Origin of the sequence: Anaerosolibacter sp., assembly GCF_029240175.1 — a bacterium.
In the GTDB taxonomy this organism is placed as follows: domain Bacteria; phylum Bacillota; class Clostridia; order Peptostreptococcales; family Thermotaleaceae; genus Anaerosolibacter.
In genome coordinates, this window is sequence record NZ_JARBTM010000041.1 from 1 (window position 1) to 13,083 (window position 13,083).

At 37.7% G+C, this 13,083-nt stretch carries 8 protein-coding genes; all 8 read right to left on the minus strand.

Annotation, left to right across the window (positions count from 1 at the left end; all coding sequences use genetic code 11):
* Positions 1-933, minus strand: a 933-nt coding sequence (locus tag K0R93_RS18755) for a response regulator (protein WP_300304850.1), incomplete at its 3' end; no start/stop codon positions are given.
* A gap of 144 nt (positions 934-1,077) precedes the next feature.
* The gene (locus tag K0R93_RS18760; RefSeq protein ID WP_300304853.1) at positions 1,078-2,808 is read right to left on the minus strand and encodes an extracellular solute-binding protein; all 1,731 of its coding nucleotides are present in this window, start codon (positions 2,806-2,808) and stop codon (positions 1,078-1,080) included.
* A gap of 45 nt (positions 2,809-2,853) precedes the next feature.
* Positions 2,854-3,729: a carbohydrate ABC transporter permease gene (locus K0R93_RS18765; protein WP_300304855.1), complete on the minus strand. Its 876-nt coding sequence runs from the start codon at positions 3,727-3,729 to the stop codon at positions 2,854-2,856.
* 13 nt (positions 3,730-3,742) lie between these two features.
* The gene (locus tag K0R93_RS18770; RefSeq protein ID WP_300304857.1) at positions 3,743-4,714 is read right to left on the minus strand and encodes an ABC transporter permease; all 972 of its coding nucleotides are present in this window, start codon (positions 4,712-4,714) and stop codon (positions 3,743-3,745) included.
* A 223-nt stretch (positions 4,715-4,937) separates the two neighbouring features.
* Complete coding sequence (locus K0R93_RS18775) at positions 4,938-7,124, minus strand: family 78 glycoside hydrolase catalytic domain (protein ID WP_300304859.1); 2,187 nt, start codon at positions 7,122-7,124, stop codon at positions 4,938-4,940.
* 263 nt (positions 7,125-7,387) lie between these two features.
* The gene (locus K0R93_RS18780; protein WP_300304861.1) at positions 7,388-10,882 is read right to left on the minus strand and encodes a family 78 glycoside hydrolase catalytic domain; all 3,495 of its coding nucleotides are present in this window, start codon (positions 10,880-10,882) and stop codon (positions 7,388-7,390) included.
* 16 nt (positions 10,883-10,898) lie between these two features.
* Entirely contained in the window at positions 10,899-11,777 is an 879-nt protein-coding gene (locus K0R93_RS18785) for a helix-turn-helix domain-containing protein (protein ID WP_300304863.1), read from the minus strand.
* Positions 11,778-11,912: 135 nt separating this feature from the next.
* Positions 11,913-13,083 (minus strand): hypothetical protein (locus tag K0R93_RS18790; RefSeq protein WP_300304865.1); only part of this gene is annotated, 1,171 nt, incomplete at its 5' end.

The following is a 13,083-nucleotide window of genomic DNA, read 5'->3' on the forward strand; positions in this document are numbered from 1 at the left end:
AAGATAAATGACTTCGACCATACCAAGTCCTTGCATCACGAATAATTCCTGTAACTCAACAAGAATACCTTGAAGCAACTCAAATTTTCTATTTGTTAAAGCCGTGGTTATTTTATTCAATACAGGTTTTAGTATTTGGATCTTGTTTGTATAGAAAAATACACCTTTTTCGATGCCGACAAAGGTCCTTAACGATGCAATATTAGATTCTTTAACCAGTTTCTGTAAATCTTCTAATTTCTCCACTCTGGTACTAATGCCGACACTTATAATATCTGACTTTTTTAGTAATTCCTCCTCAACTTTATCGGCAGCTATATTTTCTTCTATGTTCACTATATACAGGTATTTATTTACGCCTACCTTAATTCCCAGAAAATGCCAGAACTCTAGTGCTTTCAAATTTTTGATATTGTCATTTTCATTTTCAGAATATATCACCATAGTAAACCATACGCCTTGCGTGTACTTCTGTAAAAAAGTATCTAGTTGTACACTTTTTTGTCCTGAATCACCCTTCAGCGCTTCCAATATATCATTATTTCGAAGTCTTTTTTTATTTTCAAGGTAACTATAGGTTCTTTTTAGTAGTTCATCCGTTTTAGATGGGTCCATCGGTTTTAAGCAATAATCCAAGGCACCATTGCGAATGGCTTCCTGAGCATAGGAAAATTCAGCAAAACCACTTATAATGATGAACTCGGTATCGATCTTCTTTTGTCGAATAATCTTTATAAGCTCGATTCCATCATAATTTGGCATCCGTATGTCCGTAAAAACCACATCAGGTTGCTCTGAACTTATGATATCAATTGCTGTTTTTGAACTGGTGGTTTCTCCAATAACCTCAAAACCATTTTCCTCCCAGTTAAATGCTTTTTTAATCACAACCAACGCCCAAGGTTCGTCATCTACAATCAGTACACGATACATATCCTCTACTCCTGTCTTATACACCATTATATCATAGATACTCATTTCATTACAAATAATTAAAAAAGGTCCTGAATTGTGAACTATATCACTTAAATCAGAACCTTTTATGAATTTTTAGATGTTAATTATAATGTACGTTTTTTACCAGCTTAATTTTCTGTCTGCAATTTCTTTTTCTAAAAGATTGTATAAGTCATCACTAAGTATTGAATTCTCTTTATCATTTTTATACCAATCACTATAGTATGAATTAATATCATTACCACCTGTTTGATTCCAAAGATCATTCATATCCTTTTCTGCTTGTTCGGGTGTATATGCGCTACCGCTAACAATAGCTTTATTCCATAAATCAGAGAGCTGCTGCATGATACTGTTGTAATTGGATGCCATCTCCTTTGGAAGTGCTGGAATATGCTCACTATATGTAACAGCGGGGTATGCAATTGTTGTATTGAAATATGTTTTCCTGTCAGCATCCCAGAGCGAGGATTGTTCTTTTTGAACCGGATTAGTCAAATCATACGGTCCGTGTGGATTATTGAATACTTCGGCAGAACAAGCCATATATAAATCGCCTGCATAACTTACTTCTTCCTTGTATTTTTCACTATCAATAATTTGAGGATAACCGTCTACCATTTTATAATGAGTGCCTTCTAATCCAAATTTCAAAGTTTTTTTAGTGCTTTCCTGTGCCATAAAATCCATATATTTTATTACAGACTCAGGATCCTCACACTGTGCATTAACAAATGCAACCGCCTGAACTGTATTCGCAATAATGGCATTAAATTTACCGACAGGTGAAGTAGGAAGTTCTATCGGGATGAGTTCTGCGGTAGGTACATTCGCTTTCAGAGTTGCTAAATCAGCAAGCATAATGTTTTCTCCTGCACAGATTATGCCAACTTTACCGGAGGTAATATCCTGTCTAGCCTTTGCTCCGTTTTTATCCATTAAAAATTCCTTGTCGCAGGCGTCGGCATCATAGATTGCCTTTCTGAATTTTGCCCATTCAAGCAAAGGTTTTGTGTCATATACCAATTCACCATTCTTGATTGAATAAGGAAATCCTGCAATCTTTGAAGCGGGAGTATTGAAACCGAAAATCATCCTACTTGTTTCGCCTCCCAAAACTTCTGCAAAACCAATTGAATCTGCTTGACCGGTACCATTTAAGTCTTTTCCGGTAAATTCTTTAGCCACATTTATTAGTTCTTCTGTGGTTGTAGGTATTTCTAAATTCAACTTATCCAGCCAATCTTTTCTGATGTACAAACCAACCAAAGGAGCGTTCTCCGTTATTCTTCCGAACTGATACAGTTGTCCGTCATCCATGAGTCCAACCTTTGCAAGCGCCGGATTCTGTTTCATCCATTCTTTATATGTTGTACTATATTCTTCAATCAAATCACCAATGGGCATCATTAAACCCTGTTGATAATACGGCTGTTTTAATGTTGGATCATATTCCAAACATAAATCAGGTGCAGTACCTGAAGCAAAAAGTATTCCAAATTTCTGTCCCGGATCTGATCTTGGTATTGCTACATAAGTTACATCCACAGGGCCGTTCTCATTAATCCATTTCGTCCACCTGTTTTCGATAGCACTGCCTTCACTGGATGGAATATTTCCACGTTCATATACAGAAACTGTTATATGGCCTCTCTTCTCAGGCTCAGTATTGGCCGGTTCAGTTTCTGTAGCCTTTTTATCAGTTTCGGTAACCGTTTTGTTCGTTTCTGTAGCCGTTTTATCAATACCATTTTTTTCAGCACAACCTGTCAAAAATAAAGCACTTAATAAAACTGTAGCAAGTAACAATGATGTGAATTTCTTTGTTTTCCCTCTCAATTTCGTTTTCATAACATTTTCCTCCCATAAGATTTTTTGGTATAAATTTATAAAACATTATCCCTTTATTGAGCCAAGCATCACCCCTTTTACGAAATATCTCTGTAAGAAAGGATAGGCACAAAGCATTGGAACCATCATAACGAATATCCCAGCTGCCTGAATACCCTCGCCTGTCATGTTCTTTGCTGTTTCCGGATCCATAAAAGCGGCATCTGAAAGCATACTACTATTTCTGATCATCTCCTGTACAACTACTGTCATGGTATATTTCTTGGGGTCACCGATAAACATAAGCGTATTTAAAAATTCATTCCAGTTCGCTACCATATAGAATAGCGTTATTGTGGCTAACAATGCCTTTGAAAGCGGCAATATGATCTTTATTAGAAGTCTGAATTCACCACAGCCATCGACACACGCTGCTTCGCTTAATTCATTGGGAATATTCTGAAAAAACGACTTCATGATGAGTACATTATACGTACTTATCAAAGTAATTAGCCAAATTGAACCATAACTGTTTATCAGCCCTAAAGATTTCATTAATATAAAATTCGGTAAAATACCTCCAGAAATCAGCATTGTAAAAACAATAAACTTGCTTAAAAAAGCTCGACCCTTAAAGTATGGACGTGATAACGGATAGGCGGCCAAAACCGAAAAAGCAATGTTTAGAAATACACCCACCACAGTGAGGAATAGACTGTTTCTAAACGCTCTAATAACCGGGGATATTTTAAATAGTGTTTTATAAGACTCAAAACTCAATTGTACAGGAAAAATACTGACTTTGCCTGATACTACAGCCTCCGCACCACTGATAGATATCGAAAACAGATTCATTAACGGAATCAGGCAAGATATGGCTGCCATGGTTACAAACACATGACAAATCGCACTGAATATTTTTTCATCTCTATTTGCTTTCATGGTTGATCCTCCCTTACCATAAACTCTCTCCAAACCTTCTGGCTATTTTATTTGATGTAAATATAAATATAAATGCGATGAGTGACTCTAACAGTGACATAGCTGATGTAAGGCTGTAATTACCCTGTTGGATTCCCACACGGAATATGTAAGTAACAACAACATCTGCTACATCATTCACCGCCGCATTCTGTAACATATAAATCTGATCAAAGCCCATTTGCATAACTCTTCCCAATGACAAGATCAGTACCACAATTATTGTTGATGTGATTCCAGGCAGTGTGATATGCCATATCTGTTTAAATTTTCCGGCGCCATCCATTGCAGCTGATTCGTATAGTGTAGGATCTATCGTTGTTAGTGCAGATAAAAATAAAATTGTATTAAATCCTGAATCCTTCCATATTCCAGCCCCAACAAATATCATGATCCAACTCTTCGGCGTATTCAGAAATGGTATGGTATACCCTGTAAACATCTTTATATAGTGATTAAGAATGCTACCATTCCCTTGCCCGAAGATTGAAACAACCATTCCTGCCACGATTACCCATGATAGAAAGTACGGAAGATATATCAACGTCTGAACCGATGTTTTAAACCATTTCTTTTTAATTTCATTGATCATTATCGCTAAAATAATTGGCACCGGAAAACCAATAATAATACTAAGCAATCTCAAGAATACCGTATTATATAATACTTTCAAGCAGTAAGGATTTGAAAAAAGCTTTATAAAATTATCGAATCCAACCCATGCGCTTCCCATGATGCCATCCATGATTCTGTAATCTTTAAAAGCAATAATCAGTCCACCGATCGGAAGGTACCGAAAAATCGTATAGTAAATAATGATTGGAAGAAACATGATATACAGAGGTAAACTTCTTTTTATGTTCCGTGAGTAGAATCTTTTTAAATGTATGGACCATGTCAGCGTAGCTGTTTCTGATTTATTGTGTCTTAAATTTTGCGAACGCATAAAAATTTTCCTCTCTGAAATTCATTTAATATGTAAGATTAATTTTCAGAACTAACTTTGAAATTTCTCTTATGTCTTATGCAACAATAATACAGGCTTTTCATAGCTTTAACAATGTAAGTAATTGAGTTTTTATGTACTATATTGGGTTTGTAGTCACAATCTACAAAATAATATCAATCCTCAGAATTTGGGCCTTCTTCGACTTGCAGCCTGAAGTCTTTTATGGGTTTGTATACGAGACTTTGATACCTTCCGGCGCAAATATTTCTGCTTTTCCGGACACGCAGGATACCTTTACGCACCCCTTTATCGTCTGAATCTCGAGGTTTATATGTTCTAATGCAGCAGGAATATGGGGCGAAAAGGAAATCTCTTCCCAACCCGGTCTGAAAGGCTTAAGTCCGAGTATATCTTCTATTATCACTGGAATCGGGCTACTCGCCCATGGATGACATAAACTGGTATTCCACTTCTGGTCTTTTCCCCAAGCTTCAAAGCAGGTAGTGGCACCTTCCTTCAACATATTACCCCAAGAATGGATATCCTCTGAGGTGATCAATTCGTATACCAGCTCATATTCTCCGACATTTGCAAGTCCCTTCAAAAGAAAGTAGGTATTATATACCCCGCAATTTAGTTTTTTATCTTTAATCAGCGCAACAATGCTACTTTTTGCAGCTTCTGGTGCAAGCTCAAAAAATAAAGCCAACATATTTGAATGTAGCGAGGTGTGGCCTGAAACCGTGGAATCTACAAGCAGTTTAAGATCTTCACGATAAAAAGCTTTTTGATAAGCTTTCTCAAGCCTTCGGATGTCATAGAAATTCTTATCTCCAAGAATTCTTTTAATTTCATTTACTTTTTTAACAGCACCTATGTAAAAAGCATTGATAACATTATGGCAACCCTCACCCACAACCTCAGAAAGATCAAAATCATACTCATCTCTATAATTTTGAGGCCAATCAACTAGGTTCCACTTTTCTTTTACATTCTCTAAAAGTCCATCAGTTCTCTGAAACTTTTTAAAATATTGCAGAATCCCATCTGCAATCGGGTACATTTCTTCTAAAAACGCAAGATCCCCACTTTGATGATAGTAATTCAAAAGCTGTAGCGGCCACTGGAGGGAAAAATCTGCAATCTCCTGCATAAAGCTTCCGGGTGCAACCGCCATAAGCCCGGGACAGATGAAAGAAGAGGCTGCGAAATTCTGAAGTGTTTTTTTAAATAAACTTAAATCTCCCGCAAGATACAAATGCGCATGAGTTGTAACAGTAGCGTCTCCTAAATATTGCCCTTTTTCTCTAGTCGGACAATCTACAAAAACTTCCTGCGCCCCATATTTTATACTGTTTTTACATATTCCCCAGATAGCATTCAGCAGGGGATTTGAAGAATGGAATATACACCGATCCTCTACGAAAGGATAATGCCGTACAATCGCTGAAAAGCTATCCGGATCAAAGGAATTGACTGGTCCCACCACTTCTACATAGCGAAAGGCCTTGTAATCATAGTATTCCAGAACATCTTCCCTCCCTGATAGGGTCCACAGCTCTTGATAGGTACAATTACAACGCAGCTTAAATAGCACATGGCTACCATCCTCATCTAATTCTTCTCCACATAAAACCTCAATGGTCTGCCCTGACTGCCCACAAGCTTGCATTTTGAACTGACCCGTAATCTCCTGTCCAAAATCTATCAAATAGTGTCCTTCTGCTATGCTCTCCACCTTCATAGGCTTTATTTCATAAATATCTAGCGTAGCTGTCTGCTGCATTATCAACTCGTGTTCATCGGCTAGATTGACACAAGCATTTTGCCAGGATTCATCAGAATAACCGCATTCTCTCCAACCAGTCTCTTTCAGCCTCTGATCAATAGTTTCGTTATACTGAGTTTCATAGCCAATGGTCTCCGTTCCCACAAATTCTCTGGCTTTTGTGTATTTCCATGTTGAATCCGTTTTCAGATATAGTGCATCCGAAACAAACAGCTCTGCAATAAGACCTTGTCTATAATCTCCGCTATTCCAAACCCTATTCACGAGGCCTTGGTAGTAAACGTGCACTGCAATTACATTGTTTCCTGTCCTCAAATATTTGGAAACTTCATACCGATTGTAGTTGTACTGAAAATAGTATGCAGGTGCCGGGCCTTGTCCAATGAATTGACCATTGATATAAAGCTTGTAGTAATCATCTGCTGAAATATCTAAATAACTATGGCTAAAGCTCTGCGTTAATTCAAATTCCTTGCGAACAAGCATATGATTGTTTTTTAAGTGTTCCATATGTTTTGGTGTTACTACTGTATCCAACTGCTTATGAAACACATTCAGCGGCGCTAAACCATTAAAACGCGTATCCATAATCCAGTTCGCTGTCCAAACCTTACCCATTATTTATCCTCCATAATAATTCGTCTCCAGGATGGTCTTCTCATGCAACTCCACATTTTCAAGAAGTACTGCACCTTAAAAATTCACCGGATTTAGACAAATAGTATAATATTAAGTTAAAAAAAGGAGGGCAAGCCCCCCTTCATTTATTAATATTAATTTACTGCCCTTCGATCTTTACAATAAGTATACGTTCATTTTATACCAGTGATAGCAGAAAGAAATGTAAAATATTAAGTTGTTTTTGTAATTTATTGGGTTTATTAATGGAAAAAGAGAGAAGAAGTAGTGATGATTTTTTCATTTTCTTCTTTAAATATAAAAACGCCACTTGTTAAGGTAAAGTGTAGTGTCTCTATTCCCTGATGACATGTGTTTTTAACAAAAGATATACCTTCACTTAAGGTAACTTCTACTTCTCTGTCTATTGGCAAGTACAAATCAGCCGTCGTGTTAGCAGGTACTTTAGTCGTATAAGTATCCCAAAGTTTTCCTTCTGTCCTAGTCCATCCACTTGAAATTTCTCCGTAGGGTGATTCAAACGTTCCCTTTGCATAAGTCATTTTTCCACTCATTTGCGGCTGAAGGATGAAATGTTTGTAGCCGGGCTTTCCTTCATCAAATATAATACCAAGTTGATAGCCCATCATCCACTCATAGATTGCTCCCAGCGAGAAATGATTAAAGGAATTCATGGAGTTATTACCGTTAAATCCACCGTCGAACGTATAAGAATTCCAACGCTCCCAGATGGATGTGGCACCGTTCACCACCGGATATAGCCATGAAGCATATTCGGTTGATTCGAAGAGTTTGTAAGCTTCTTCCACGAAACCGTATTTTGATAAGGTTGGTACAAGATTGGGCGTACCGGAAAATCCTGTTTTAATTGTATAATTACCCTTTTGAGTATGGGTTCGCCTAACTGTTTCTTTAAAATACAACGCTGCATTCTTTTCATTTTCCTTATTGAATATATTATATCTTAAAGGAGTTGCATAAGAGGCTTGAGTATCTTGGAGTTTACCTTCAAAGTCTCTTGTTCGACCCTCTTCATTCACATACAGTTCATTCCACTGCGCTTTTGAGGTCTCAAATGTTTCTTGATATTTCTTTGCTAAAGCTATATCTCCGATAATCTCAGCCAATTTGGAAGTCGTGTCTAATAAATGAGCATAGACTGCATTATTTATCAGTGTATAATCGGTGAGTTCTATACTCAACCAGTCTGCTAGAATACCCGTCTTACTTGTTAACCCAGAATAAACCTTCTCACCGACAATCATTGGATTAGTCATTAGATAATTTAAGTACTTTTTAATGGCTTCCATGTTTTCATGGATGATTTCCTTCTTACCGTATTGCCTATAAAGGTTATAGGGGATTAGCACGATTGCTGCATCCCAGGAAACTCCTCCGAAGAATGAATTAGCATCAGGTACGGGAATATCAGAGTAAACCTGTGCATAGCTGGGTGCAAAGACAGGAAGCGCTCCGGTTTTTAATTGATCATCCCTTAAAGCATACAACCATTGACGATAAAAATTATAAACATCCGCATTATAAGAGGCAGCCATGGAGAATACCTGAGCATCGCCAGTCCATCCCAGACGTTCATTTCTTTGAGGACAATCTGTGGGCAGGGAAATGAAGTTACTATTTTGTGAGTTTTGAACGTTTTTAAACAGTCGGTTTACCAGCGGATCAGACGACTCATAAGTAGCTGTCAATTGAATGGAGGTCAGAACTTTAGTCATAACTGCTTCTGTAGGAAGCGGTTCGCTAAGTCCCGAAATCTCAATAAAACGATAACCATGATATGTCCTTCTCGGCTCAATCACAGCGGCTCCATTATTTTTGGCTTTGAAGAAATCTGTTGACATAGCCCCACGATAATTCTCAACCATCAGCATATTGGCAATACCTGAATCCTGATATTCTTTCAACTGACTTGGATATAGAATTTCTGCATAACGGAGGATCAACTGTTGACCAGCTTTCAGAGTATAGGCCGGTATCTCGATGTAGGGTACTCCAAGAACATTTTCACCCATATCATAAATATATGAATAATTACCTTCGAAATCTTTATATTCACTAGTCTTGTGGACATGTTTCGCGCAAATCGTCTTAATGACGCGAATTGGTTCGTCCAGTCTTGTAATGAATGAGTAATTGTCAAATACCAATTCTGTTGGTATCTCTACTGCTTTTCGCCATCCATTTCCATCAAAATACGGATTCATCCAGCCAAGGACTTCTTTATTTGCATTATAACGTTCTCCTTGGAAGAAGGAGCCGTATTCAACAGGACCGTTTCCATAATAAGACCAGTTTTCGTCATCGGTTACAAGAGTTTTAACACTTCCATCGGCATATTTGATTACCAGTTTTGCCATTAAGGCTTGACGGTCACCATAAATATTATAATTTTGAACAATGAAAGACTGATAACCACTCCACCAGCCTTCAGCTAATTGTACCGAAATAGTATTCTCAGCCTTACTCTTAAGCAAATCTTTCACATCATACGTGTGGTAAGCAATCCTCTCGCGGTACTGAGAGTTACCGGGGTTGAACCAATGGTCACTGATTTTCTCCCCGTTTATCCACATTTCATAAATTCCGTGGGCTGTCACATACATCCTAGCTTGGATAATTTCTTTTTCAGCTTCAAATTCAGTCCTAAGCATGGGTGCACTACCGTAAGAAAGATCTTTATATACAAGTATGTCCTTATTGCTTCCTACGACAATCTTGCCATCCTTATGTACCTTGACCCCTTCAAGCTCTTTAAAAACAGCATAGGTTTGTCCTACTTCCTCACCAAATAGAAGACCATCACTGTATGGCCCAGGATTATGAAGGGTAATATTCTCGTAAACAACCTTTTCACCAGCCCTTACTGCAAAACCAATTTCATGCAGGTTAGGGTAAGTGTTGTAGTTATGGTTATTTCCAAGTGGATTAAGTTGGCGTTTTTCATCTATGACAGTTCCGTTTATTTTACAAGTTACCTGATTTAGATTACTTAAGGTATCAATCGAAATGCTCATTTTCTCATAAACATTCTCCTTAGATATCAAAGTGTTTAGAATGGGGATTGAAAAATCTGTTTCATTGGGATCATTTTCAACGCTTTGTCCAAGCACCGGCATACCTACCACATAGATATTCAACATCGCTGTATTGCAAGTTCCATTTAATAACCCTTCTACATCCACTTCATATTTGATATAGTTTAGGGCTTCTGCCTTACCCCAGATATTAAAGTTTTTATTCTGCAATCTGAAGTTATTGGCACCAAAAATAATCCCTGCCTTTTTGCTGCCTTCTGTCAAAGTCACATCCATTCTTAAATCAAAATAACAAGCTGAAGTCACATCAAGTGTCAGCTCATCGGCACCAATCCACTTCGCCCCATCTCCCAGTAACTTCTCACCCTCTAGCATCAAACCTGTCTCAAAATAAGCCTGCTTAGCTTCATAAACAACGTTCTGATTATCTGTCACACTTAACTCGACGTGATACCTCGTACATGCCTCAAGTGCCTCACCCTCATAAGAAACCTCAACGCCCACATCAGAGAAAACGTTCCCCGAATCCCAAACGACTGTCACAGCTTCTTTCTTTACCACAATACGATAAAAAACCTGCATAACACCAACCGCCTGTGATGAAATCACCCAACTAAACTCAGGTTTCCTGCAATCTATACCTATTGGATTAATACGACCATTTGTTTTCATCTGAACCATATTCACGTCTCCATTGTTATTTTGGTGTTACCCTATTCAAAGCCCTATCTCTAAAATCCTTCGGTGAGCAATTGTTGTACTCTCTGAATGCTTTATAGAAATTAGCCATATTGGGCATACCTACCGATAATGCCGCTTCCATGATAGTCACATTTTTTGTAAGAAGAATTCTTTCAACATTTACCATCTTTTTATTGTTAACATATTCTTTAAATGTCTTCCCTATGACCCTTTTAAAGTACTTTCCAAAGTAATAATAGTCATAATTGATATACTTTGCAGCTTCTTCCATCGTAATTCTACTATCAATATTTTTTTCAACATACTCAAGAACAGGCAGTAGCTTTTGAAGTTCAATGCTGCTATTAACATCAAGTAATGCACTGCTATCATTTCTTAAAAACTCAAGAATAATCCTGTGGATAAGACTATGAATAGCAATTTCATAACCTTTTTGCTTTTGTGCATGTTCTGAAGCAATTTCAACAATATACCGGTAGATTTTTTCATTCACTTGAGGCTTTTCCCTGAACATATAATTTAAGCGGCTGAGAAGACGCCCATCTTCAGTGAAGTATTTCATATATGAAATGAGATCTTGACTAATAAATCTGAAGATATCAAACTGTAAAACGATATATTCCATATCTCCAGCTTCTTTAAAGGAGTAGTGGGGTTCTAAGGAACCAATGACTGCAACATCCCCGGCTTTTAGCTTTATAGCCAGTTCTTTTGTAAATATGCAGAACTCTCCCTTTATTATAGTGATTAGTTCCAATTCATGGTGATAATGCCATGGACCACTACCTTCACCATGTCTACATTCGTGAATTATCCTCACGGGTTGCAAAGGATTATTATAAACTATATTTTCACTTATTTCGTTGGATCTCATCATTTCCCCCATTGAGGTATATTTTTAAGTATTAAAAGTATACCATAATAAGCCTTGAAAATAAACTCACAGTATATTGACACTCCTTTGACCTATTTATATTTATTCCAATACACAATGAATACTAATTTGATATTATTTCTTCTGTGTTTGCTGCGTTGGTCCCATATTTGCTGCGCCAGTATATTTTATCTCTTCCGCTAATGGATAATATTTTGGGCCATCCACTTCACGCTGATAGAGCCTCATATGCTCACCCCGTGGTAGTATATCAATAACATCGCAGCCTCTCCACGAAACAGTATATTCTTCGCCACGGACAACTTCTTTTACTTGTACTGTTTCAATGCTGTGTTCAAGTTCTACAATATCACCCGGGCTCAAATCCTCGAATATTGCAAGCTTTCCAAGTATAGATGGCTTATGTTCAATACCGTTTCGTTTATACACTATTTTATCTGCCATATAGGCATAAATTCTAAAGGCAACCTTACACTTTTTCTTTACTGCCACGACTACGGATCCCTTATTCGGGTATTGCATTGTAACCGTAGCTTCTTCTGTTTCTTTGTCTATAGGTATATTTACAAGGATAACACCATGTTCAAACTCGACAGCTCTATCCCAGATAATCTTTAATGCCACAGGAGCCATTCCTACACAACAACCCGCGATTGAACGAAATTTAGACAATGAAATCGAGTTCACGAGAGAGCCGCCTGTAAATCCACCTATCATCCTTTTATCAACATCCCTATATGTGATCCCATTGCTGTTGGGTATCGTATTATCTACTACCACATACCCTGAATATTTTACCTGATTTTCAACCAAATGATTTCTTGAAAAAAGAACAAGGTCCTCCCAATACTCATCAAAGCCTGATAATATAAGCTCATTCGCACACTCAATCATATCCTTGATGCAACAGGTCTCGCAAACTTCCTCATTGGCGGGATGCCATTGCGCATATTCAGGAACCCATCCAAAGGAGGAAGATAATGAACGGATATAATCATATATCCCCTTACCACTGATAATATATCTTTCCTTACCCGTTACACGACCAAGTCTCACTAGACCAGATGCGACCCAACCGGCAGAATGAATATGCCCAAAAAACTCCATTTTATAATTAAAATATCTAGAAACTCCCAGAAGATGATTTGCTAATCCTATTGCGAGATCTAACGCAACTTCATCATTCGAAATTTCATACCTTCTAACGAGAGAGTGTAGCATAATCGCATTCCTGATTGCCTGCTCCCCTCTTCCTGTATGTCTTGATAAATCAAAGCCAACATCC